22 protein-coding genes and 2 riboswitches are annotated in these 23755 nt (G+C 73.9%); of the genes, 15 read left to right on the top strand and 7 right to left on the bottom strand.

Annotation, left to right across the window (positions count from 1 at the left end; all coding sequences use genetic code 11):
• Window positions 1-118: 118 nt before the first annotated feature.
• Window positions 119-1327: a cytochrome c oxidase assembly protein gene (locus tag ABD324_RS19590; RefSeq protein ID WP_344418863.1), complete on the top strand. Its 1209-nt coding sequence runs from the start codon at window positions 119-121 to the stop codon at window positions 1325-1327.
• 208 nt (window positions 1328-1535) lie between these two features.
• Here the strand turns inward: ABD324_RS19590 and ABD324_RS19585 are convergent, their stop codons facing one another.
• On the bottom strand, window positions 1536-2462 hold the full coding sequence (locus ABD324_RS19585) for a vWA domain-containing protein (protein WP_344418861.1): 927 nt from the start codon (window positions 2460-2462) through the stop codon (window positions 1536-1538).
• A gap of 62 nt (window positions 2463-2524) precedes the next feature.
• Window positions 2525-3445 (bottom strand): AAA family ATPase, encoded by a 921-nt coding sequence (locus tag ABD324_RS19580; RefSeq protein WP_344418859.1) that lies wholly within the window; start codon window positions 3443-3445, stop codon window positions 2525-2527.
• Between the two features lie 224 nt (window positions 3446-3669).
• On the opposite strand from ABD324_RS19580, the gene ABD324_RS19575 reads away from it, so the two are divergent.
• The 4 genes from ABD324_RS19575 (at window position 3670) to ABD324_RS19560 (ending at window position 6819) form a co-directional block, all read left to right on the top strand.
• Window positions 3670-3984, top strand: a complete 315-nt coding sequence (locus ABD324_RS19575; RefSeq protein WP_344418856.1) for a hypothetical protein — start codon at window positions 3670-3672, stop codon at window positions 3982-3984.
• Window positions 3985-4091: 107 nt separating this feature from the next.
• Entirely contained in the window at window positions 4092-5240 is a 1149-nt protein-coding gene (locus ABD324_RS19570; RefSeq protein WP_344418854.1) for a DUF3500 domain-containing protein, read from the top strand.
• Window positions 5241-5299: 59 nt separating this feature from the next.
• A complete protein-coding gene (locus ABD324_RS19565; RefSeq protein ID WP_344418851.1) occupies window positions 5300-5452 on the top strand; it encodes a hypothetical protein in 153 nt (50 codons plus the stop codon).
• Complete coding sequence (locus tag ABD324_RS19560; protein WP_344418849.1) at window positions 5449-6819, top strand: mycothione reductase; 1371 nt, start codon at window positions 5449-5451, stop codon at window positions 6817-6819. Before ABD324_RS19565 ends, ABD324_RS19560 begins: the two co-directional genes overlap by 4 nt.
• A gap of 124 nt (window positions 6820-6943) precedes the next feature.
• Here the strand turns inward: ABD324_RS19560 and ABD324_RS19555 are convergent, their stop codons facing one another.
• Genes ABD324_RS19555 through ABD324_RS19545 form a run of 3 tightly spaced genes read right to left on the bottom strand, consistent with a single transcriptional unit; the run spans window position 6944 to window position 9908 of the window.
• Window positions 6944-7609 (bottom strand): glycosyltransferase family 2 protein, encoded by a 666-nt coding sequence (locus tag ABD324_RS19555; RefSeq protein WP_344418847.1) that lies wholly within the window; start codon window positions 7607-7609, stop codon window positions 6944-6946.
• The gene (locus ABD324_RS19550; protein ID WP_344418845.1) at window positions 7606-8877 is read right to left on the bottom strand and encodes a PIG-L family deacetylase; all 1272 of its coding nucleotides are present in this window, start codon (window positions 8875-8877) and stop codon (window positions 7606-7608) included. Before ABD324_RS19550 ends, ABD324_RS19555 begins: the two co-directional genes overlap by 4 nt.
• Window positions 8874-9908, bottom strand: a complete 1035-nt coding sequence (locus ABD324_RS19545) for an acyl-CoA dehydrogenase family protein (RefSeq protein ID WP_344418844.1) — start codon at window positions 9906-9908, stop codon at window positions 8874-8876. Before ABD324_RS19545 ends, ABD324_RS19550 begins: the two co-directional genes overlap by 4 nt.
• A 148-nt stretch (window positions 9909-10056) precedes the next feature.
• On the opposite strand from ABD324_RS19545, the gene ABD324_RS19540 reads away from it, so the two are divergent.
• From ABD324_RS19540 to ABD324_RS19495, 10 genes are all read left to right on the top strand, one after another.
• Window positions 10057-10614, top strand: a complete 558-nt coding sequence (locus ABD324_RS19540) for a Dps family protein (protein ID WP_344418843.1) — start codon at window positions 10057-10059, stop codon at window positions 10612-10614.
• 27 nt (window positions 10615-10641) lie between these two features.
• On the top strand, window positions 10642-11202 hold the full coding sequence (locus tag ABD324_RS19535) for a hypothetical protein (protein WP_344418841.1): 561 nt from the start codon (window positions 10642-10644) through the stop codon (window positions 11200-11202).
• A gap of 109 nt (window positions 11203-11311) precedes the next feature.
• Window positions 11312-12070: an ABC transporter permease gene (locus tag ABD324_RS19530; RefSeq protein WP_425565868.1), complete on the top strand. Its 759-nt coding sequence runs from the start codon at window positions 11312-11314 to the stop codon at window positions 12068-12070.
• 60 nt (window positions 12071-12130) lie between these two features.
• On the top strand, window positions 12131-13309 hold the full coding sequence (locus tag ABD324_RS19525; RefSeq protein WP_344418838.1) for a cytochrome P450: 1179 nt from the start codon (window positions 12131-12133) through the stop codon (window positions 13307-13309).
• Window positions 13310-13439: 130 nt separating this feature from the next.
• The gene (locus ABD324_RS19520; protein ID WP_425565867.1) at window positions 13440-14147 is read left to right on the top strand and encodes a pyridoxamine 5'-phosphate oxidase family protein; all 708 of its coding nucleotides are present in this window, start codon (window positions 13440-13442) and stop codon (window positions 14145-14147) included.
• 65 nt (window positions 14148-14212) lie between these two features.
• Entirely contained in the window at window positions 14213-14716 is a 504-nt protein-coding gene (msrA, locus tag ABD324_RS19515) for a peptide-methionine (S)-S-oxide reductase MsrA (RefSeq protein ID WP_344418835.1), read from the top strand.
• 122 nt (window positions 14717-14838) lie between these two features.
• Entirely contained in the window at window positions 14839-15189 is a 351-nt protein-coding gene (locus ABD324_RS19510) for an ArsR/SmtB family transcription factor (protein ID WP_344419401.1), read from the top strand.
• Window positions 15186-15839, top strand: coding sequence for a cation efflux transmembrane domain-containing protein (locus ABD324_RS19505; protein WP_344418832.1), 654 nt, complete (start codon window positions 15186-15188; stop codon window positions 15837-15839). Before ABD324_RS19510 ends, ABD324_RS19505 begins: the two co-directional genes overlap by 4 nt.
• A 43-nt stretch (window positions 15840-15882) precedes the next feature.
• Window positions 15883-16085: riboswitch (cobalamin riboswitch) on the top strand.
• 117 nt (window positions 16086-16202) lie between these two features.
• Window positions 16203-19001 (top strand): ribonucleoside-diphosphate reductase subunit alpha, encoded by a 2799-nt coding sequence (locus ABD324_RS19500; RefSeq protein ID WP_344418830.1) that lies wholly within the window; start codon window positions 16203-16205, stop codon window positions 18999-19001.
• Complete coding sequence (locus ABD324_RS19495; protein WP_344418828.1) at window positions 18983-20050, top strand: ribonucleotide-diphosphate reductase subunit beta; 1068 nt, start codon at window positions 18983-18985, stop codon at window positions 20048-20050. The genes ABD324_RS19500 and ABD324_RS19495 overlap by 19 nt, the downstream gene beginning before the upstream one ends.
• Before the next feature lie 52 nt (window positions 20051-20102).
• Here ABD324_RS19495 and metE read toward each other — a convergent pair whose 3' ends face one another.
• The gene (gene metE / locus ABD324_RS19490) at window positions 20103-22382 is read right to left on the bottom strand and encodes a 5-methyltetrahydropteroyltriglutamate--homocysteine S-methyltransferase (protein WP_344418825.1); all 2280 of its coding nucleotides are present in this window, start codon (window positions 22380-22382) and stop codon (window positions 20103-20105) included.
• A 118-nt stretch (window positions 22383-22500) separates the two neighbouring features.
• Window positions 22501-22709, bottom strand: a riboswitch (cobalamin riboswitch).
• Window positions 22710-22886: 177 nt separating this feature from the next.
• Window positions 22887-23744: a CbtA family protein gene (locus ABD324_RS19485; protein WP_344418822.1), complete on the bottom strand. Its 858-nt coding sequence runs from the start codon at window positions 23742-23744 to the stop codon at window positions 22887-22889.
• Between the last annotated feature and the right edge of the window lie 11 nt (window positions 23745-23755).

Here is a 23755-nt window from a genome sequence, read left to right as displayed (position 1 = left end):
GACGACGATCATCCGGCAGGAACGGTGCAGCACAGGCGAACGGGGCATCTCGCCCGGGAGCGCACCGCGGCCCGGCCCCCGGACCGGCCGGGCTAGCGTCGCGCCCGGAGGTCGGTCGATGAGTGCGTTCCTGCCGCTGGTGACGGCTCTGCTCCACCCAGCGGCTCTGCCCCACCCAGCGGCTCTGCCCCACCCCGCGACGCTGCCCCACCCGGCGGCGCTGCCCGGTCCGGCCGTGCCACCCCCGCTGACCTGGCTGCGCCTGCTGACGTCGTGGCGGTTCGCCCCCGGCGTGATCGCCGCGGCGGCGGTGCTCGGCGGCGGGTACGGGGCCGGCGTCCGGCGGTGGACCGGCCCCTGGCCCCGTCACCGCACCTGGTGCTTCGCGATCGGCCTGGTCCTCCTGCTCCTGGTCGGCTGTTCGTTCGTCGGCGTCTACGACGACACCCTGTTCTGGGTCCGCGCACTCCAGAACATCACGCTGCTCATGGTGGTCCCGATGCTGCTGGCGGTGGGCGCCCCGCTCACCCTGCTCGCCGCGGGCATACCGCCGGCGGCGAGGGCCCGGCTCTCCCGCGTCCTCCACTGCGCGCCCCTGCGCTGGGCGACGCTCCCCCTGGTCGTCACGCTGCTCCTGGTCGTGCCGATCCTCGCGCTGTACCTCAGCCCGCTCTACGAGCAGACGCTGCGCAGCACCGCGGTCTCCGGGGTGGCCGCCACCGTGCTCGCGGCATCCGGGTTCGTCTACTTCTGGACGCGTTTTCGGATCGACCCGACCCCGCGCGACGGCTCCCACCTGGTCACCCTCGCGATCACGATCGTCGAGATGATCGGCGACGCCGTCCTCGGCGTCGTGCTCTGGCTCGGCCCGCTCGTGGCCGCGGGCTTCTACACCGCGCTGAACCGGGGCTGGGGCCCGGACCTGCGCACGGACCAGCTGCTCGGAGCCGGGGTGCTGTGGATCGGCGGCGACGTCGTCGGGCTGCCGTTCATCGGGATCGTGTTCTCCCGCATGGTCCGCGAGGACGAGGACCGTGCCCGCGAGATCGACGCCCACCTCGACGCCGTCGAGGCCGCCGCAGCCGGGGTGCCCCGGATCCCCGAGACCCTGAGCGCCGCCGCGGGGAGCCCCGCCGACCAGCCCGCCCCGCAGCACCCCGCCCCGCAGCACCCCGACACCCAGCACCCCGACACCGCACAGCCCGCCTCTCGGCCCCCTGTCCCACAGCCCACCGCCCCACAACCTTCTGCCTCCCAGCCCACCACCCCGGGCCGCCTCTGGTGGGAGGACGACCCCCAGATCGCCGACCGCTTCCGCCGGCCCTGACCCGGCAGGTCCGACCTGCCGTCGCCGACGACCCGTGGCCGTGTGATCGCTGTATCGGTGCACCGACGCAGGTCGGACCTGCCTCCGTGCACGGATACAGCGATCAGCACGGGCGGATCGGCCAGCAGAGCAACTCGGGCGCCCGGGAACGGCGCAGCGGTCCGCGGATCAGTGCGGGCGCCGGAGGGTTGCCGACGACCGCCCGCCGCTACCGGTTGAGGATCCGGTTCAGCGCCGGGGCGACGTCACGGTGGCTCGCGACCGGGCTCAGGGTGCCCCGGCCCAGCCGGGCCAGGTCCCGGCCCAGCGGGAGATCGTGCTCCCCGTCGGTCTCCAGCAGCACGTGCAGCTCCGGGAACCGCCGGGCCAGCTCCCGCGGGTCCGGGCCCGCGTTGTGCACCGCGTCGGACAGCAGGATCGCCGTGCGCCGCCGCGCCGCGGACCGGCCCAGCTCCGCGAGCCCCACGGACAGCCCGAAGCCGACGTTCGTGAGGCCGCGGGCGGGGATGCGCAGCAAGGTGTCCAGCAGGCGCGCGGGCGTGGCCACCTGCGTCAGTCCCTTGAGGACGGCGGCGTCGGACCAGAAGGCGACCAGCGCGAGCTGGTCCCCCGCACCGGACAGGTCGGCCGACAGCGCCGCGACCGTGGCCGCGGCGATCCGGACCTTCTCCCCGCGCATGGACCCGGACACGTCGACGATCAGCACCGCCGCGCGCCGCGAGCTCATCCGCTCCCGGACGATCACGTCCGTGTCCTCCGGCACCGGCCGCTCGGCGAGCATCTCGATCGTCCTGTCGAGGTCGATGTCGTCGGAGCGGTAGGCGTAGGGCACCGACGCGAGTGCGCCCGTCCCCCGCTCGGCCCGGGCGTCCCGCGGTCGCCGGCGCACGGACAGCCGGCGCGCGATGGACTGCGCCATGGCCGCCACCGCCGGATCCGGCGCCACGTCCTCCAGCAGCTCCGCGAGCTCCTTCTGCACGGCCTTCTGCGCGGTCACGAGCACGCCCTGCCCACCCGCGGGCAGGTCCACCGCGCCGTCGCCGCGGTCGGGGTTCAGCTCCGCGACGACCGGCTGCCCGTTCCCCCGCGAGAACAGGTCCGGCGCGGAGGAGAGCTTCTTGGGCTTGCGGCGCAACGGTTCCAGGCTCCGTCGCTCACCGCCGGGGGCGGTGGGCAGCGCGACGGCGTTGGGGACGTTCAGGCGGTGCGGGCCCGGCGCTGCCCGCCGGGGGCCGAGAAAAAATGGTTCTCCCAGATCTCGGTGATCACCTGTTCCGGCGTGGCGTCGGACGCCTCGTCGACGCCGATCCGCGCCGAGAGCGCCAGCAGCGCGGCGTCGAGCACCACGCGGTCACGCTCGGCGTCCGGCGCGATCCGCTGCAGCTCCACCGCGACCGCCACCAGGTCGATCGCCCCGCGCACCGAGGAGCCGCGCCGCAGCTCCGGATGGATGCGGGTGGCGCGGGTCAGCGCCACCCCGTCGGCCACCAGCGCCGCGTCCGAGCAGTCGGTGCGGCGGGCGACGATGTCCGCCTCCTCCGCCGCCGACTGGTAGCCGACGGCGAGCCGGTTCCACCGGTCGTACACGGAGTCCGAGATCCGGGCGGTGCCCACGTTGTCGAACGGGTTCATCGACGCCAGGACGCGGAACGTCGGCTCGGCCTTCATGGTGCCCACCCTCGGCACCGTGACCGCCCGCTCCGCCATCGCGCCCAGCAGCACGTTCAGCGTGTCCTCGGGCGCACGGTTGAGCTCCTCGATGTAGAGGAAGCCGCCGGTGCGCATGGCCTCGACCAGCGGGCCGGGCACGAAGTTCTCCGCGGAGTAGTCCTCCTGCAGCACGCGGGCCGGATTGTGGTGGCCCACCAGGCGCGCCGGCGTGAGCTCGGCGTTGCCCTCGACCAGCACGAACGGCACGTCCCAGTGCTCGGTGATCGCGCGCAGCATCGTCGACTTCGAGGTCCCGGGCGGGCCCTCGAGCAGCACGTCGCGCCCTGCGGCCACCGCCGCGAGCACCAGCGTGAGCTCCCGCTCCCGCCCGACGACCGCCCGGCCGATGGCCTCCCGCGCGGCGGGCGACACCCGCGTGCTCCCCGGTGTGGCAGGCGCCGCGCTCATCCGGCCGTCCCGTCGCTCGCCCTCACGTGCCGCGCTCCCTCCGTCGGATGCCTTCGGGCCCACCCTACGTCGGCGTCCGATCGTCCGGAACCGGTCTACCGAACGGCCGTTATTCGACGACCGACCGGTGCGCGCGAGCGTCACATTCGGCCTCCCGGATGTGCCGACTCGCGGGGTGGGGTGTCCGATACGCACCGTTCGTCCCTCTCGCTAGGCTTCTCCTCGTGCGCTCCTTCCTGACCCGCGTCCTGTCCGTCGTGGCGCTCCTGTTCGCCCTGGTGGGCTGCGGCGGCGGTTCCTCGTCCACGGACTGCGGGCTCGACGGCTGCACGATCACGTTCCCCCGCAGCGGGGCGGCCTCGGTGTCCGTACTCGGGATCGAGGCGAGGCTCGTCGGCGTGCAGAACGACGTCGCCGAGGTGAGCGTCGCGGGTCAGCAGGTCCGGATCCCGGTGGGCGCCACCACCGAGGCGGGCGGCTTCACGGTCGGCGTCGAGCGCGTGACCGGCTCCGAGGTCGTGATCAGGGTCCGGCCCTGACCCCTGGTCGACCTGCGACACCGGGGAGCGGGTACGCCGGTCCGGTGCGCGAGCGGAGCGCCTGCGTCCGACCGGCGATCACCCCGGACCGTCGCTAGATTGCCGCGATGAGCGCAGCCCGCCGGGACGTCGCCGCCGCCATGGCGGAGGCCGCGGCCGCCTGGCTGGACTCCCTCGACGGCGGGCAACGCGCGGAGGCCACCGGCCACGCGCCGTCCGACACGGGGGCGGACGCCGAGCGCCGCCGCTGGTTCTACACCCCGACCGACCACGGCGGCCTGACCCTGCACCGGCAGCGACCGGCCCAGCAGCGCGGGGCGATGCGGCTGGTCGCGTCGGGCCTCTCGGCCGCCGGCTTCGTCACCGTGGCGACGACGATGGGGCTCGAGAACGTCCTCGACCGCACCGAGGGCTTCACGGCGCGGTTCGATCGCGAGCGCGGGCGCGATCCCGGCCTCTACTACCTGCGCGTGTTCGGCGAGCCGGGCTCCGCGACCTGGGGCTGGCGCTTCGGCGGGCACCACGTCTCCCTGAACAACCTGGTGCTCGACGGCGCGCTGGCGGCCACCACCCCGTGTTTCGTGGGCGCCGACCCGGCCGCCTCGCCGCTCCTGGGCGGTGCGGTGAACCGGCCGCTCGGTCGCGTCGAGGACCTCGCCCGCGACCTGGTCCGCTCGCTGCCCGCCGACCTGGCGGCGCGCGCGATCCTGCTGCCGAAGGCGCCGCCGGACCTGGTCACGGCGAACCGGCCGCGCGTCGGCGAGGGCGACCGCCCCATCCCGCTCGCCGGCATCTGGCGCGACGAGCGCTTCCCCGATCCGGTCGAGGCGGACCGGCTCCGGGCCGCCAGCGACGCGATCGACGAGCGTGCCGGGCTGACCGAGGCCGATCACCGCCTGCTCGAGTACACGGCCTCGCCCAAGGGGCTCCCGGCCACCGAGCTCGATGCGGCGCAACGCGAACAGCTGCGGCTCCTGCTCGGCACGGCGTTCGGCCGCCTCCCCGACCCGGTCGCCGCCGAGTACGCCGACGACTACTCCCGCGACGATGCCGCGCTCGACGCCGTCCACCTCGCCTGGGCCGGCCCGACCGCGCCCGGGCTGCCGCACTACTACCGGCTGCAGGGCCCGCGGCTCCTCGTCGAGTGGGACAACACCCAGCGCGACGCCAACCACGCGCACTCGGTCTGGCGGGATCCCGAAGCGGACTTCGGCCTGGACGTCCTCGCCCGGCACCGGGCGGCTCACCCGCACTAGGCACGGGTGGGCGGGGCGCGACCGGGTATCCCGGGGCCGACCACGACCGAGGAGCTGAGATGTCGACGCCGACCCCGCCACCCGACGAGCACCGCGACGAGCAGGAACGCGAGCAGGAACGCGCGCGGGACGAGGAGAGCCGCGAGGAGCTCCTCGAGCGCCTCGACCACGAGCTGGAGATCGCGAACGGCACCGCCGGAGAGCGCGAGTGACCCACCACGACCTGCTCGTCCTGGGCACGGGCTCCGGGAACATGGTCGTCGACGAGGCCTTCTCGGACCTCGGCGTCGCGATCGTCGAGGAGGAGCGGCGCTTCGGCGGGACCTGCCTCAACGTCGGCTGCATCCCGACGAAGATCCTGGCGCACACCGCGGACGTGGTGGAGACCGTCCGCACCGCGGGGGACTTCGACGTGGCCGCGGACCTGCGGGGCGCGGACTGGGCTGCCGTCCGCGAGCGCGTGTCCGGCCGGACCGATCCCCTCGCCCAGGAGGGCCGCGACGGCCGGATCGACACGCCGTGGATCACCGTGCACACCGGGACCGCCCGCTTCACCGGGCCGAGGACCCTCACCGTGGACGGAGACGTCGACAGCACGGAGGTCACCGCGGACCGCATCGTGATCGCCGCCGGGTCCCGCCCCGCCGTCCCCCCGCCCGTCGCCGGCTCCGGGCTGCCGTTCCACACGTCCGACACGATCATGCGGATCGACGCGCTCCCCCGGCACCTCGCCGTGCTGGGCGGCGGGTACATCGCCGCCGAGCTGGCCCACGTGTTCCACGAGCTCGGCTGCGCGGTCACGATCGTCGAAGCCGCCGACAGCCTGCTCGGGCGGCAGGACGGCCAGGTCGCCGAGGCCTACGGGAAGATCGCCGCCGAGCGCTACTCCCTGTGCCTGGGCCGCGAGCTCGAGCGGCTGGAGGGCGAGGCCGGCGCGCTCCGGCTCGTGCTCGACGACGGCGCGGTCGTCGAGGCGGACATGCTGCTCGTGGCCGTCGGCCGGATCCCGAACGGGGACCGGCTCGACCTGGGGAAGGCCGATGTGGACACCCACGGCGACGGCCGGATCGTCGTCGACGACCACCAGCGCACCACGGCGGACGGGATCTGGGCGCTCGGCGACGTCTGCACCCCGGTGCCGCTCAAGCACGTCGCCAACCGGGAGGCGGAGGTGGTGCGGCACAACCTGCTGCACCCCGACGACCTCGTGTCCGCCGATCACGACCTCGTGCCCTCCGCGGTCTTCACGGACCCGCAGATCGCCTCGATCGGCCCGACCGAGGAGGAGCTGCGGGAGGCGGGGACGCCGTACCTCCGCGGCGTCGCGGAGTACTCGGACACCGCCTACGGCTGGGCGCTGGGCGATCCGCCCGGCTTCTGCAAGGTCCTCGTCGACCCGGACAGCGGCCGGGTCCTCGGCGCGCACCTGATCGGGCCCGACGCGCCCGCCCTGATCCCGCCGCTGGTGCTCGCCGCGACCCACGGGCTCACCGCGGAGGCGCTGGTCCGCCGGACCTACTGGATCCACCCGGCCCTGCCCGAGGTCGTCCAGCAGGCGCTCGATCAGACGGTCCGGTAGCGGCCCGGCTCGATCGCGGCAACGGCGCGGGCGCGGACGCGCCGGGCGGGCTGCTGCTCGACCGTCCGCGCCTCGACGCCCTCCCTCCCGACCGGAGGCCACCGACCGGAGATCCCCCACCGGCTCAGGAGCCCAGGCGGCGCAACAGGTCAGCGAGACCACCCTCCGCCCGGCCGTCGGTCCGGGCCGAGGTGCGCACCCGGATCCCGGCGGCCGTCACGACCCGGTACCCGGCGGCCCGCAGCCGGGCGAGCAGGGCGTGCTCCTCGCCGTGGACGACGGCCGGGAACCCGCCGACCGCGCGGAACGCCGCCGCGCGGACGCCCAGGTTCGCCGCGTAGGCGTGCTCGGACCCGGACCCGAGGAGTTCGGCGTAGCGGCTCAGGACGTCGGCCGGCAGGACGTGCGGGTCGTCGAGATCGGCGAGCCCGGCCACGGCGTCGGCGCCGAGGCGGGCGTGCCGCAGGTGGTCGGCGGCCCAGGTCGGCGGGACGACCGTGTCGGCGTCGGTGCCGAGCAGCCAGGCGTCCGCCGGCAGCCGGGCCAGGACCCGGTGCGCGCCGAGGTTCCGCAGCTCACCGATGGTGCGGGGCCTCCCGTTGCGGACGACGTCGGCGAACGGGGCCGCCGCCGCGGCGGTGTCGTCCGTGCACCGGTCCGCCACCACGCACACCGCCGACGGCACGGCGACCCGGTCGAGCGCCGCGAGGACCGAGCGCAGGCAGGCCTCGATCCGGTCGCCCTCGTCCCGGGCCGGGACGACCACCCCCACCCCGGAGACGGCCCTCACCGGCGCCGCAGCACGTCGAGCAGGAAGTCCTCGTCGACGTGCTCCACCAGCGGATCGAACCGGGGGTCCGCGCGGAACCGGCGGTGTACCTCGGCCGCGGCCTGCGGGGCCTCCGGGGCGCGTCCCCGCCAGTGCACGAGCACCAGGTCGCCACCGGGGACCAGCGCGCGGGCGAGGCGGTCCGCGGTCGCGGCGACGTCGGCGGGTGCCAGGTAGTAGAGGACCTCGCTGAGGACCGCGAGGTCGATGCCGTCGGGCAGCGCGGCGGCGGACGGCAGCGCGGCCTCGCGGACGTCGAGGCCGGGATTCGCCGCCCGGGTGGCGGCGACCGCGGCGGGGGTGAAGTCCGAGGCGGTCAGCGTGCCGGCGCGGCCGGCGAGCATCCGGGTGAGCTCGCCCGTGCCGCAGCCCGGCTCCGCGGCGTGCGCGTAGCGCCTGCGCGGCAGGCAGGCGGCCACGACGGCCCGCTTCCGCTCCTCGTACCAGCGGCTGCGGGTGCCCCAGGGGTCCGGGTCCGCGGCGTAGAGCTCGGCGAACCGGGACACCGGGGCGCCGTCGGTCCGCGGGACGGCGAAGAACAGCTCGTCGCCGGCGAAGTGCGCCAGCACGTCCGGCGGCAGGATCGGCGGTCCGCCGTCCGGGGCCGGGGCGAGCTGGGTCGCGAACGCGGCCAGCGCGGCCGCCTTCGCCGCGCGGGCGTCCGCGTCCAGGCGGTGCACGAGCGCCCGGTCCCAGGGCAGGGCGGGATCGTCCGGACGGCGCCGGGGGCGGGCCCAGATCGGGTACGCGACGCGGTGCACACCGGCGGGCGCGGCTCGTTCGGCGGCGCGGCCCGCGGCGGCGTGGTCCGGGTGCGGGTCACCGGTCCACGGCGCGAGGCACGCGTCGGCGTCGAGGAGCAAGGGGCGGAGCGCCTCCACGAGCTCGGGCTCGTGGTCGGCGAGCGCGGAGTCCGGCAGCCCGAGCCAGGTCACCGCCGGTTCCAGGCCCAGCTCCCGCAGCGCGGCGTCCAGCTCGGCCCGCCGCGCCCGGCCGAGGGCGGCCCGCTCCGCGGGACCGGCGTCCGGGAACGCGGCCTCCCCGTCCGTGGCGACGACGACCTCGACCCGGCCGCCGGCGGCGTGCACCGCCCGCAGGTAGCCGGCCGCGGCAAGGGTCTCGTCGTCCGGGTGGGCCGCGACGACGACCAGCCGGCCGACGGTCACGTCCAGGGCGACGGGATCGTGCCGGTCGATCGCCCGCGTCCAGTCGCCGACGGGCGTGGTCACCGCTCGCCCTTCAGGATCGCCTCGCCGAGGTCGGCGAGATCCCGCTCGCCGTGGTGCTGGCGCACGTACATCCCCAGGTCCGCGAGCCGGTCGGCCAGCCCGGCGGCCAGCGCGGCCACCCCGGCGACCCCGGGCGCGACGTCGAGGACGGTGCGGCACAACCGTTCCGCCGCAGCCCGCGCGGTCCACACCGCGGTGCGATGTGGGTCCCCGGGCTCGGCGTCGATCAGGTCCGCGGTCCTGGCCAGCAGGGCGTCCGCCGCCGCGACCGCGGTGTGCAGCTCGCCGAGGTGGGACAGGCCGTACGGGTCCGGACGCTCGCCGAGGTGCCCGCGCAGGACGTCGACGACGCCCGCGGCCCCGCCGAGCCAGACGGCGGCCACTCCCCCTCCGCCCCACCAGAACCCGGGCCGCCCGGTGTAGAAGCCGGGCTCGCCGACCAGGTCCGTGACGCCGAGGTCGAGGCGGACGTCGATGGTGTCGCTCTCGCGCATCCCGCCCGCCCGCCACGACTCCGGGCGCCGGTCGATGCCCGACCGGGACAGGTCCAGGTCGACGATCCGGCTCCCGCCGGGGGCCTCGGCGACCACCAGGGCCCGCTCGAGATCCGAGGCGCCCGAACAGAAGCGGACCGTCCCGTCGAGCCGCCAGCCCCCGGGCGCGCCCGTCAGGCGCGCGCCGGTGCCGCCCGAGCGGGCGGCCCAGACCCCGTAGCGCGCACCGGGGACGGGATCGGTACCGGCCTCGCGCAGGATGGCGACGGCGTCGGTGTGGCCCTCGACCAGCCGGGCCAGTGGCAGGCTCACCCGGCCCCACGCGGCGAGCCGGGCCCAGCGGGCGGCCGTGTCGCCCCGTCCGGGCGGGGCCAGCTCCAGCTCGCCGGTGCGCAGCAGGCTGGCGAGCCGATCGGCGGTCCGGCCGGGCGGGGGGACGACGAGATCGTGCAGGAGCGACACGCGCACCTCTCTCGGGACGTTCGGGAGGAGGGCGCGGGCAGGCTTCTCGACCCGGCCGAGGGTCCGGGTACCCACCCCGACGAGGTCTACGCCTCCCCGCCCGACGGGTCCGGGCGGGTTCACGGTCCTCCGGATCCCCCGGTTTTCCGCGTCCCCGGACGGGTATCGCCGCAGCCGACGGGACCGCGCCCCGCGGTCCCGGCCTCGACGAAAGGTGTCGACCGTGACCACGACCGCCCCGAACGGCGTCTCCTACACCGTCCCCGGCCTCGGGACCGACGCCGCGGACCGGGTCGTCGCGCTGCTGCAGGACCGCCTGCACGCGCTCAACGACCTGGCGCTCACCCTCAAGCACATCCACTGGAACGTGATCGGCCCGCACTTCATCGCGGTGCACACGATGCTCGACCCGCAGGTCGAGTCGGTCCGCGGCATGGTCGACGACGTCGCCGAGCGCATCGCGACGCTCGGCGGTGCCCCGCTCGGGACGCCGGGTGCGCTCGTCGCACAGCGCAGCTGGGACGACTACTCGATCGGCCGCGACGACGCGATCGCCCATCTCGGCGCGCTCGACCTCGTGTACTCCGGCGTCGTCTCCGACCACCGGGCCGCGATCGCCGAGACCGAGGAGCTGGACCCGGTGACCCAGGACCTGCTCATCGCCCAGGCCGGGGATCTCGAGCAGTACCAGTGGTTCGTGCGCGCGCACCTGGAGAACGCGGACGGCACGCTCCGCTCCGCGGGCGCGAACAGCGAGACCGACGCCGCCCGCAGGGCATGAACCCCGGACGCCGCGGCGGTGGACCGCGTGGCAGGTCCTGAGCCCACCGCCGCCCGGGAGCGGCTCCCCGGGCCGGCGAGGAGTGTTCTCGGCGAGCTCGTCCGGGCCGCCGCGGTGGGGGCGGCGAGCGGCGGCCGCAGCACGGCCGGGGTCACCGCCCTGGCCCTGACCTCGTCGGTGGCGGACCTCGGACCCGCGGCGCGGCTCGGTGCACCGGCCGGGCGGTTCGTCACCTGCCTGCTGGCCTGCGGGGAGGCGGTCGCCGACACCCTGCCGGCGACGCCGTCGCGCACCGGTGCGCCCGGGCTCGTGCCCCGCGTGGCGCTCGCCCCGGCGGCGGCCACCGCGGTCGCCCTGCGCGACGGGCGGGTGCCCGGTCCGGGCGTGGCCGCAGAAGCCCAGGTGGCGGCGGGTGCGGCGCTGGCCGCGGCCTTCGCCGGTGCCCACGGGCGCGCGGCGCTCTCCCGTCGCCTCGGCTCGGACCTGCCCGGTGCGCTCGCCGAGGACGCGCTGGTCGGGGTGCTGGCCTGGTACGGCACCCGCCGTCGGGCGGCGTTCGGGGACGGTGCGGCGGGCCGCGCCCGCTGACCGCGGGACCGGTTGCCCGGACGGTCCGGGATCAGTAGCGCGCCGCGGGGCTACCGCGGTCCGGACCGTCCACACACCCACCCCGCCCCGCCGGGCCTAGGGTCGCCCCGTGGGCGGATCGACCATCGTCGTCGGGTGGCAGCTGGGGGTGGCGCTCGCCGCCCTGGTGCTGCTCGCCGTGGTCGTCGGGGTGCTCGGGAAGCTCGGGACCGGTCGGGCCGCGGTGCTCGCCGCCGTCCGTGCGGTCGTCCAGCTCGGCCTGGTCGCGACGGTCATCCTGGCCGTCGTCCGCTCCTGGTGGGCCACCGTCGCGTTCGTGCTGGTGATGTTCGGGGTGGCGAGCTGGACCTCGGCCCGCCGGATGACGCCGGGGCGCAGCGGCCTGCTCGCGGGCGTCGCGATCGCGGCGGGCACCGTGCCGGTTCTGGCGATCGTCCTGGGGTCCGGGGCCGTGCCGCTGACTGGGATCGCGGTCGTCCCGATCGCCGGGATCGTGATCGGCGGGGCGATGACGGCGACGTCCGTCGCCGGCCGCCGCGCGCTCGACCAGCTGGCCGCCCGCCGCGGGGAGTACGAGGCGGCTCTCTCCCTCGGTTTCCTCCCCCGCGACGCCGCGCTGCTCGTGGTCCGCGAGTCCGCGACGGACGCGCTGGTCCCGGCCCTGGACCAGACCCGGACCGTGGGACTTGTGACGCTCCCGGGCGCCTTCGTGGGCGTCCTGCTGGGCAGCGGCGACCCGGTCCGCGCCGGCGCCGCTCAGGTCCTCGTCCTCATCGGACTGCTGGCCGCGGAGACGATCGCCGTGCTCGCGGCGGTCGAGCTGGTGGCCCGGTCGCGGATCCGGCGGACCGAGCCGGCAAAGGGGTGATCCGCCGGCGCGCTCCGTCTGCAAGAGTGATCGGCAGACGAGCCCGAGGCGGTGCCGAGCATGACCACCACGATCCCGGTCGACGACGTCGACCTGTTCAGCGACGAGGCACGGATCGACCCGTACCCGGTCTACGACCGGATGCGCGAGGCCGGCCCGGTCGTCCACCTCGTGAGGCAGGATCTCTTCGCCCTCACCCGCTACGCCGACGTCCGCGCGGCGCTGATGGACTGGAAGACCTTCAGCTCGGCGAAGGGGGTGTTCGTCGATCCCGGGATCAACGCCCAGCTCGAGGGCATCACGCTGTGCAGCGACCCGCCGGACCACACGATGATGCGCGGCGTGCTGGGCCGGCCGTTGCGCCAGGAGCTGATGCGGGCCATCTCCTCGACGATCGAGGCGGCGGCCGACGAGATCGTCACCCGGCTCGTGGCGCGGGGGCGGTTCGACGCGGCCACCGAGCTGGCCGAGCACCTGCCGATGACGGTCGTGTCCGAGCTGGTCGGGCTCGGCGAGGGCAACCGCGGGAAGATGCTGGAGTGGGCCGAGGCCATCTGGAACGTCCAGGGCCCGGTGAACGAGCGCTTCACCGCCTCCGGGCCCCTCGTCGGGGAGTTCCTCGACTTCGCGGCGAACGAGGCCGTCCCGGGCAAGATCGAGCCCGACGGCTGGGCGGACCAGCTCTACCAGGCCGCGGACCGCGGCGAGCTCCCCCGCGACAAGTGCCCGGTCATGATGCTCGACTACGTCACGCCGAGCCTCGACACCACGATCCTGGCGATCACGAACGCCGTCGCCCTGTTCGCCCGCCATCCCGAGCAGTGGGAGCTGCTGCGGGCCGACCGGTCGCTGATCCCGCACGCCATCAACGAGTCCCTGCGCATCGAGTCCCCCGTGCCGCAGTTCAGCCGCGTGCTGACCGAGGACCACGAGATCGACGGCGTCGCCCTGCCCGCGGGCTCCCGGGTCGCGCTGCTCTACGGCGCCGCCAACCGCGACCCGCGCAAGTACCCGGACCCGGCCCGCTTCGACATCACGCGCCGGCCGTCGGACCAGCTCTCGTTCGGCCGCGGCGAGCACGTCTGCATCGGCATGAACCTGGCCCGGCTGGAGATGAGTGCGCTGCTGGGCCGACTGGCGGACGAGGTGGCCGAGTTCGAGATCGTCTCCGCCCGCCCGCTGCTGAACAACGGACTGCGCGGCCTGGAGAGCCTCGTCGTCTCCGTGAGAACGCCGTAGCCGGTCGGGGCAGCGCCGTAGACCACCCGGGGGTGCCACGTTGGGCCGAGTGCCGGGCGCGCGCTGGCCACTCGGCGAAAAGGACTCTGCTCACCCGTGACATCACGCGCCCGGATGGCATGGTGACGGAGTGACATCGGTCGACAACTCCCCGACGTGGCCGGCCGGGTCCGTTCCCGCGACCCCCACCACGGGGCCGGGAACGGCGGCGCCGACGGATCGCCCCCTCCAGGAACCGACGCCCCGCGAGCTCCCGGGATCCGACGGCGAGCACTCCCTGCAGACCGCCTACGGCACCACGGCGCGGGCGGAGCGCTTCTACGACGACCAGGTGCGGGAGCGGCTCCTCCCCCGAATGATCGAGTTCGTCGGGCGGATGGAGATGATGTTCGTCGCCACGGCGGACGCCCACGGCGAGTGCGACTCGTCCCTGCGCGCCGGCGAGCCGGGCTTCATCCGGGTGCTCGACGACCGTCATCTCGCCTATCCCGAGTACCGGGGCAACGGCGTGCACGCGAGCCTGGGCAACATCAGCGAGAACGGGAACGTCGGCCTCCTCATGGTCGACTTCGTCGAGGACATGATCGGCCTGCACGTCAACGGCAAGGCCTGGATCGTCGAGGACGACCTGTTCCGCGCCCAGTACCCCGCCGTCCCCGACGAGACGAGCCCGGGCCGCCGCGCCGACCGCTGGGTCGTGGTCAAGGTCGACGAGGCCTACATCCACTGCCGCAAGCACATCCCCCGCATGGCCCGGGTCACCGAGCGCCGCGAGTGGGGCACCGACGACCCGGCCCGCAAGGGCGGCGACTTCTTCGGCGCCAAGGGCGTGCACTGACCCGCGGGAACGTCCGGGCCCGGTCCGCTGTTGCACCCGTCGGGAACGACTGAGGAGGCACACGCATGAGCGAGAAGGCGATCCTGGCCGGTGGCTGCTTCTGGGGGATGCAGGACCTGATCCGCAAGCGCCCCGGCGTGCTGTCCACGCGGGTGGGCTACACGGGCGGCGACGTGGCCAACGCGACCTACCGCAACCACGGCACCCACGCCGAGGGGATCGAGATCGAGTTCGACCCGGCCGCGACGAGCTACCGCGACCTGCTCGAGTTCTTCTTCCAGATCCACGACCCGACGACGAAGAACCGGCAGGGCAACGACGTCGGCCTCTCGTACCGGTCCGCGATCTACTACACCGACGACGAGCAGAAGCGCGTCGCCGAGGACACGATCGCGGACGTCGAGGCCTCCGGCCTGTGGCCCGGGACGGTCGTCACCGAGGTCGAGCCGGCGGGCCCGTTCTGGGAGGCCGAGCCCGAGCACCAGGACTACCTGGAGCGGCTGCCCTGGGGCTACACCTGCCACTTCCCGCGGCCGGACTGGGTGCTGCCCAAGCGCGCCGAGGCCTGAGCCACGGCCGGGCCGATCGAGTGGTCGCCGAGACGCGCGACCACCACCGTGGCCGCGCCGGGGACGTCGAAGGCCGACGCTTCCTCTCCATCGGCACTCCTGGCTATCATCGCCCCGTGCCGATGGATTGCTGCCCGCCCGACGTGACCCCGGCCGTCGCCCTCTTCCGGTCCCTCGGGGACCCGACCCGGCTCGCCATCGTGTCCCGGCTCGCCGAGGGCGAGGCCCGGGTCGTCGACCTCACGCGGCTGCTCGGCCTCGCCCAGTCCACGGTGTCCGGACACCTCTCCTGCCTTCGGGACTGCCGGCTCGTCGACTTCCGCACCGAGGGCCGGCAGTCCTACTACTCGCTCACCCGGCCCGAGCTGATCGAGCTCCTGCGCAGCGCCGAGAACCTCCTCACCCGGACCGGGAACGCCGTGGCGCTCTGCCCCGTCTACGGCGAGCCGTCGACCGCACCGGCACCGGCATGAGCACCCCCGCCGCGACGGCCGGCGCCGACCGCCGTGCCGTGCTGCGCCGGCGCGTCCGGCTCCTCGTCGCCACCACGATCACGTACAACGTCGTCGAGGCGGTCGTCGCGATCACCTCCGGCACCCTGGCCGGCTCGGTCGCCCTGATCGGCTTCGGCCTGGACTCGGTCATCGAGGTCAGCTCGGCCGCCGCCGTGGCCTGGCAGTTCGCCGGGCGGGATCCCGAACGCCGCGAACGCACCGCCCTGCGCGTGATCGCGTGGTCCTTCTTCGCCCTCGCCGCCTACGTCACCGTCGAGTCGCTCCGCGCGCTGTTCGGCGCCGCCGAGGCCGGGCACTCCAGGGTCGGGATCGTGCTCGTCGCGCTGTCGGTGCTGGTCATGCCGTTCCTGTCCTGGGCCCAGCGCCGCGCCGGGCGCGAGCTCGGCTCGGCCAGTGCGGTCGCCGACTCGAAACAGACCCTGCTGTGCACCTACCTCTCCGTCGCGGTCCTCGCGGGCCTGCTGCTGAACGCGACGCTGGGCTGGTGGTGGGCCGATCCCGCCGCGGGCCTGGTCCTGGCCGCGCTCGCCGTGCGCGAGGGCCGCACCGCCCTGCGCGGACAGACCTGCTGCGCCCCACGGGTGGCCGACGACTGCTGCGAGCACTGACCACGAAACCTGGGGTACCCGATCGTGATCGCCCCCTACATGTAGTGTCTGACGCGCTGGTGGTTCACCCCGTACCCAACGGGGTGAGGCAAGAGGGAACCCGGTGCGAATCCGGGACTGCCCCGCAGCGGTGAGCGGGAACGACCGCCGTCACGAAGCACTGGGTGCGAGCCCGGGAAGCGACGGCCAGTAGGAACGAGCACGACGCCCGCGAGTCCGAAGACCTGCCACCCGTGCGCGCGCCGACCGGCGCGCGCGTGCTCGGGGCCTCGAGGGAAGGCGCCACGGGCGGGCGCTCCCCCAGGTCCCTCCGTCCTCCCCCGCGTGGTCCCGGCACTCGCCGAGCTCGCGAGGAGAGAGCCCATGGCAGCACCCACCCTGGCCCCCGCACCAGCCCGCTCGGACGGCCTGCGGGTCGTCCGCCGCGACGACCAGACCTCCGGGTTCGACGCCACCAAGATCTCGGTGGCGATGACGAAGGCCTTCCTGGCGGTGGAGGGTGGCGAGGCCGGTTCGTCCTCGCGCATCCACCATCTCGTCGAGGACCTCACCGACCAGGTGATCACCGCGCTGACCCGGTTCCCGGCAGCCGCGGTGCACGTCGAGCAGATCCAGGACCAGGTCGAGCTGGTCCTCATGCGCGGTGGGCACCACAAGATCGCCCGCTCGTACGTGCTCTACCGCGAGGAGCGCGCGAAGGCCCGCGAGTCGAGCGCGCCCGCCCCGAGGTCCCCCGAACTGCAGGTCACGGGACCCGACGACCTCCGCGTCCCCCTCGACTGGGCCCGCGTGGAGACGGTCGTCGGCGAGGCCGTGGCCGGTGTCGAGGACGTGTCCGCCGCACCAGTCCTCGCCGAGATCCGCCGGACCCTCTACGACGGCATCTCCACCACCGAGCTCGCGCAGGCGCTGGAGATGGCGGCCCGCACGCTGGTGGAGCGGGAGCCGAACTACTCGACGGTGGCCGCCCGCCTGCTGCTGGACCGGTTGCGCGGGGAAGCGCTGACCTTCCTGGGCGGCGAGACCCCCGACCACTCCGCGATGACCGCCGGGTACCCCGCGTACTTCCGCACGTACCTGGGCCGGGCCGTGGAGCTGGGTCTCGTGGATCCCGAGCTGGAGCTCTTCGACCTCGACCGGCTGACGGCGGCGATCCGACCCGAGCGCGACCTGGACTTCGGCTTCCTCGGCCTGCAGACCCTCTACGACCGCTACTTCCTGCACTCGGGCGGCACCCGCTTCGAGCTCCCCCAGGCCTTCTTCCTGCGGGTCGCGATGGGGCTGGCGCTGCGCGAGATCGACCGCGAGGCCCGCGCGATCGAGTTCTACGAGCTCCTGTCCTCGTTCGACTTCATGGCCTCGACGCCCACGCTGTTCAACTCGGGCACCACCCGCGCCCAGCTGTCGTCCTGCTTCCTGACCACCGTGGACGACGACCTGGACTCGATCTTCCGGGCCTACCGGAACAACGCGTTGCTCGCCAAGTACTCCGGCGGTCTCGGCAACGACTGGACGCCGGTGCGCGGGCTCGGCGCCCACATCAAGGGCACCAACGGCGAGTCCCAGGGCGTCGTGCCGTTCCTCAAGATCGCGAGCGACACGGCGGTCGCGGTCAACCAGGGCGGCAAGCGCAAGGGCGCGGCGTGCGCCTACCTCGAGACGTGGCACGTCGACGTCGAGGAGTTCCTCGACCTGCGCAAGAACACCGGCGACGACCGGCGCCGCACCCATGACATGAACACCGCGAACTGGGTGCCGGACGAGTTCCTCCGCCGTGTCGAGGCGGACGCCGAGTGGACGCTGTTCTCCCCCGACGAGGTCCCGGACCTGCACGATCTCTACGGCGCGGAGTTCGCGCAGGCCTACCGGGCGTACGAGGCGAAGGCCGACCGCGGCGAGATCCGGGTCTTCACGCGGGTCCGCGCGGTCGAGCTGTGGCGGCGGATGCTGACCATGCTCTTCGAGACCGGCCACCCGTGGATCACGTTCAAGGACCCGTGCAACCTGCGCTCGCCGCAGCAGCACGCCGGCGTGGTGCACTCCTCCAACCTCTGCACGGAGATCACGCTCAACACCTCCGCCGGGGACGAGGTGGCCGTGTGCAACCTGGGCTCGGTCAACCTGCTCGCCCACGTCACGGCCGACGGCCTCGATGTCGAGAAGCTGCGCCGCACCGTGACCACGGCCGTGCGGATGCTCGACAACGTCATCGACATCAACTTCTACACGATCCCCGAGGCCCGCCGGTCCAACCTGCGGCACCGCCCGATCGGCCTGGGGCTCATGGGCTTCCAGGACGCGCTGTTCGCGCAGGGCATCCCGCTCGCATCCGAGGCCGCCGTCGAGTTCGCGGACCGCAGCACGGAGCACCTGAGCCATCACGCGATCGCGGCGTCGAGTGCGCTCGCCGCCGAACGGGGCCGGTACGCGAGCTTCGACGGGTCCCTGTGGAGCCAGGGCATCCTGCCCATCGACTCCCTGCGGCTCCTCGACGCCGCCCGCGACGGCGACGCCCTGGACGTCGACCGCTCCACCACGCTGGACTGGGACACCCTGCGCGCCGCCGTCCAGCGGCAGGGCATGCGCAACTCCACCGTCATGGCCATCGCGCCGACCGCCACGATCTCCAACATCTGCGGCGTGGGGCAGTCCATCGAACCCCAGTTCCGCAACCTGTTCGTGAAGTCCAACATGTCCGGCGACTTCACGGTGATCAACCCGCACCTCGTCCGCTCGCTCAAGGAGCGCGGGTTGTGGGACGAGGTGATGGTCGCCGACCTGAAGTACTTCGACGGCAGCCTCGGCGACATCGACCGGGTGCCCGCGGACCTGAAGGCCCTGTACGCCACGGCTTTCGAGATCGAGCCGCGCTGGCTGGTCGAGGCCGCGTCCCGGCGGCAGAAGTGGATCGACCAGGCCCAGTCGCTCAACCTCTACCTGGCCGCCCCGAGCGGCCGCACGCTCGACGAGCTCTACCGGCTCGCCTGGCACAAGGGCCTCAAGACCACCTACTACCTGCGCGCCCAGTCCGCGACCCACGTCGAGAAGAGCACCCTGCGGGGCACCGACGGCAAGCTCCGCGGCGTCCCCATGGCGCCGGATCCCGTGCCCGAGGCACCCGCCTGCCGGATCGAGGACCCGGAATGCGAGGCCTGCCAGTGAGCACCGGACTCGAGGAGATCGTCGCCGGCGCCGCCCGCATCGAGGCCGACGCCAAGCGCATGATCAACGGCCGGGCGGACGTCAACCAGCTGCTCCCGCTGAAGTACCGCTGGGCCTGGGACAAGTACCTCGCGGGCTGCGCCAACCACTGGATGCCCACCGAGGTCGCGATGCAGGCGGACATCGCACTGTGGAAGTCCCCCACCGGCCTCACCGCCGACGAGCGCACGATGCTCAAACGCAACCTCGGCTTCTTCGCCACGGCGGAGTCGTTGGTGGCCAACAACATCGTGCTCGCGGTGTACCGCAACCTCACCAACCCGGAGTGCCGCCAGTACCTGCTGCGCCAGGCTTTCGAGGAGGCGGTGCACACCCACACCTTCCAGTACGTGTGCGAGAGCCTCGGCCTCGACGAGAGCGAGCTCTTCAACATGTACCGCGAGGTCCCGTCGATCACGGACAAGGACGCCTGGGCGCTGGAGCACACCCGCGCACTGTCCGATCCGGACTTCCGCACCGGCACCCCGGAGGCGGACCGGGCCTTCCTGCGCGATCTCGTGGCCTTCTACGTGGTGTTCGAGGGCATGTGGTTCTACACGGGCTTCGTGCAGATCCTGTCCCTGGGCCGCCGCAACAAGATGGTGGGCATCGCCGAGCAGTACCAGTACATCCTGCGCGACGAGTCCATCCACCTGAACTTCGGCATCGACGTCATCACCATGATCAGGCACGAGAACCCGCACCTCTGGACGCCGGAGTTCGCGGCGGAGATCCGCGCGATGCTGCTCGAGGCCTGCGAGCTCGAGGTCGCCTACGCCCGGGACACCATGCCCCGCGGGATGCTCGGGCTGTCGGTGGAGCTGTGCGAGCAGTACCTGCACTTCATCACCGACCGCCGCGCCGAGCAGCTCGGCCTCGCCCCGCTCTTCGGCGAGACGGAGAACCCGTTCCCGTGGATGAGCGAGGCGATGGACCTGAAGAAGGAGAAGAACTTCTTCGAGACGAGGGTCATCGAGTACCAGACCGGTGGTGGCCTGGACTGGGACTGAGCACCCTGTGAGTGGCAATGGTCGCCATGGCGACCATTGCCACTCACGAGGGTCAGCCGGCGGCCCGGACCTCGGCGGCGGCCGCGACCAGGTTGCGCAGGGTCTCGACCGTCTCGGCCTCGCCGCGGGTCTTCAGCCCGCAGTCCGGGTTGGCCCAGAGCCGCTCGCCGCCGATCACGTCGCGCGCCGCGGTCAGCAGCGACACGAGCTCCCCGACGCCCGCGACCTCGGGCGAGTGCACGTCGTACACCCCGGGGCCCAGGGCCCGCGGGACGCCCGGGCCCAGGTCGGCCAGGACCTCCATCCTCGACCTGGCCGCCTCGACGGTGGTGACGTCCGCGTCCAGCCCGTCGATCGCGCCGACGACCTCACCGAACTCCGAGTAGCAGAGGTGGGTGTGGATCTGGGTGGTGTCCGCCACGCCGCCGGTGGTGAGCCTGAAGGAGTCGATCGCCCAGTCCAGGTAGGACTGCTGGTCCGCCGTGCGCAGCGGCAGCAGCTCCCGCAGCGCGGGCTCGTCCACCTGCACGATCCGCAGGCCGGCGGCCTCGAGGTCGCGCACCTCGTCGCGCAGCGCCAGGCCGACCTGTCGCGCGGTGTCCCCCGGCGGCTGGTCGTCCCGGACGAACGACCAGGCCAGGATCGTGACCGGACCGGTCAGCATCGCCTTCATCGGCCGCGCGGTCAGCGACTGCGCGAACGTGCTCCACCCCACCGTGATCGGCGACGGGCGGGAGACGTCCGAGTGCAGCACGGGCGGCCGCACGCAGCGCGAGCCGTAGGACTGCACCCAGCCGGAGTCCGTCACCGCGAACCCGTCGAGGTGCTCGGCGAAGTACTGCACCATGTCGTTGCGCTCGGGCTCGCCGTGCACGAGCACGTCCAGCCCGATGTCCTCCTGCAGCCGGACCACGCGCTCGATCTCCGCGCGCATCCGCGAGGCGTACTCGGCGTCGTCGATCGTCCCGGCCCGCAGGGCGGCCCGGTCGCGCCGGATCTCCGCGGTCTGCGGGAAGGACCCGATCGTGGTCGTGGGGATCAGCGGCAGGTTCAGGGCCGCGTCCTGCGCCTTGGCCCGCACCTCCCCGGCCGGCCGGCGGTAGTGGTCCGCGCCGAGGGCCTCGAGCCGGGCCCGCACCCGGTCGTCACGCTGTGCCGGCCGGGCGGCCACGGCGCGGGCGGCCGCGAGCTCCTCCGTCATGTGCTCGCCGCGCAGCGCCCTGCCCAGCACGACCACCTCGGCGACCTTCTGGCGCGCGAACGAGAGCCGTTCCCGCAGAACGGGATCCAGCGCCCCTTCGCGTGCGGTGTCGTAGGGCACGTGCAGCAGCGAGCAGGAGCTCGAGATCTCCACCCGGCCCGCGATACCCAGCAGGGTGGCCGCCGCGGCCAGCGCGGCGTCCGGCCCGGTCCGCCAGACGTTGCGGCCCTCGACCACTCCGGCGAGCACGGTCTTCTCGCGCAGTCCGATCAGCTGCGCCGTCGCCTCGAGATCCGACCTCCCGGCCACCAGGTCGAGCGCGATGCCGTCGATCGGCGCGTCCGCCAGGACCGGCAGCGCCGGGCCGAGCGGGCCGAAATAGCCCGCGACGAGCAGGGCGGGCCGGTCGGTGAGCCCGCCGAGCCGCGCGTAGGCGCGGCGCAGCGCGGCGAGCTCCTCGGGCGTCCGGTCGGCGGCGAAGGCGGGCTCGTCGAGCTGCACCCACTCCGCACCGGCCGCGGCGAGCTCGCCGAGCAGCCGTGCGTAGACGTCGAGCAGGTCGTCGAGCCGGTCCAGCGGGCGGAACCCCTCCTCCGCCGCCTTGCTGAGCAGCAGGAACGTCACCGGGCCGACCAGCACCGGCCGGGTCACGAGGCCCTCGGCCAGGCCTTCCCGGAAGTCCTCGACGGGCGTGCGGTCCCACAGCCGGAACCGGGTGTCGGGCCCGATCTCGGGGACGAGGTAGTGGTAGTTCGTGTCGAACCACTTGGTCATCTCGAGCGCCGGGGCTCCCTCGGTCCCGCGGGCCATCGCGAACAGCAGGTCGAGCGGCTCCCCCGGGACGAGCCGGGTGAACCGCGGCGGGATCGCCCCGACGGTCAGGGCCGCGTCGAGCATCTGGTCGTAGTACGAGAACGTGTTGCCGGGCACCGAGCCCAGGCCGGCGGCACGCAGCTCGGCCCGGGTGTCGCGGCGCAGCCCGGCGGCGACGTCACGCAGCTCGGCCGCGGTGCCCTGGCCGCGCCAGTAGCGCTCCACGGCGCGCTTGAGCTCGCGGTCCGGTCCGATGCGCGGGTACCCCAGGACGGTGCTGCCCAAGACCGGGCTGCCCAGCGGTCGACGATCTGGCACTGCTCTCTCCTCGCGAGCGGTGGGAGGACCCACGGCCGCGCAGGAGCGACGCCACCGGGCACACGCGTGCCCGGTTCCGCCGAGCCCACCCGCGAGGCCACGGATCCGCGCGCACCGGTCGGCGCGCGCACCGGCGGCAGGTCTTCGGACTCGTGGGCGCCCTGCTCGTCCCTACTGGCCGTCGCTTCCCGAGGTCTCCCCCAGTGCGTCTGACGGCGGTCGTTCCCACTCACCGCTGCGGGGCAGTCCCGGAGTCACACCGGGTTCCCTCTTGCCTCACCACCACCCCGGGCGGGGTGGCCGTGAACCGTCGGCCTGGGCAGCCTACGGCAGGTCGCCCACCACCCGGGCGTGATCCGGCGCTCAGAGATCGCGCCGGTCGTCGGTTCGGGGCGAGATCGAGCAGCCCGTCGTCCGGCGCACCGACGAGTGCCTCCACGTCGTGCAGGACCGCCACGACCGTCGCCCGTCGGAGGCTCACGTCCGATCGACCCTGGTGAAGGGTCAGCCGGCCGAGACCAGCTCCGCCCGCTCTCCCGCGCCCGCGCGGGCGAGGACCTTCTCGGCCAGCGGCGCGAACGCCACCCCGATCACGCCCCACAGCAGGACCTGGGCGCACACCGAGTAGAACCGGAAGCGGAACAGGACGTCGGGATCGAAGCCCGGGAACACGATCGTCCCGGCCGCGTCCTTGAGCGGCTGCGGGGTCTCGGTGAGCAGCGGGGTCGCGCTGTCGGCGTTGGCCGAGAGCGATCCGAGCGGCGGCAGCAGCCCCATGACCACCCCGATGACCACCACGAACGCCAACCCGGCCAGCAGCGTCGCGGTCCAGGTGCCGAACCGCGCGCGCAGCCGGTCACCGAGCCACAGCGCGACCATGCCCATCAGCACGCAGGCGATCACCAGCACCGCGTACAACCCGGCCCGCTGCCCGATGGTGTCCGGGTTGCCGATCGCCGGCGGGTTCGCCGGATACTTGGCGAACGGCACCAGGTACAAGGCCAGGAACCCCGCCAGCGCGACCAGCAGCGACATCTGCCGCGGGCGGGTGTTGCCGTGCCGGCCGTAGAGCAGGCAGAACGCCACCCCGAAGAACAGGCCCACCGCGAGCCCGAAGAAGACCATGCCGACGCCGATGCCCAGGTTGCCCTGGATCGCCCGGCTGAAGATCTCCGGACCCTCGGGCTCGACCGCCTGTCCGGCCGCCTTGGCGAGCGCCTCCTCGACCTCGCCGCGCGCGCTCTCGTAGTCGATCGCCTGCTGGATCAACGGCTCCGCGAAGATCCGCGCGAAGACGAAGGCCACCAGGCCGCCGAGCGCGCCCACCGCAGCGGCGCGCAGGATCAGTGCTCTCGCGATCATCTCTCGCCGGT

Origin of the sequence: Pseudonocardia ailaonensis, from assembly GCF_039531635.1 — a bacterium.
Classification (GTDB): Bacteria; Actinomycetota; Actinomycetes; order Mycobacteriales; family Pseudonocardiaceae; genus Pseudonocardia; species Pseudonocardia ailaonensis.
This window is presented reverse-complemented; position numbering and strand designations above follow the sequence as displayed.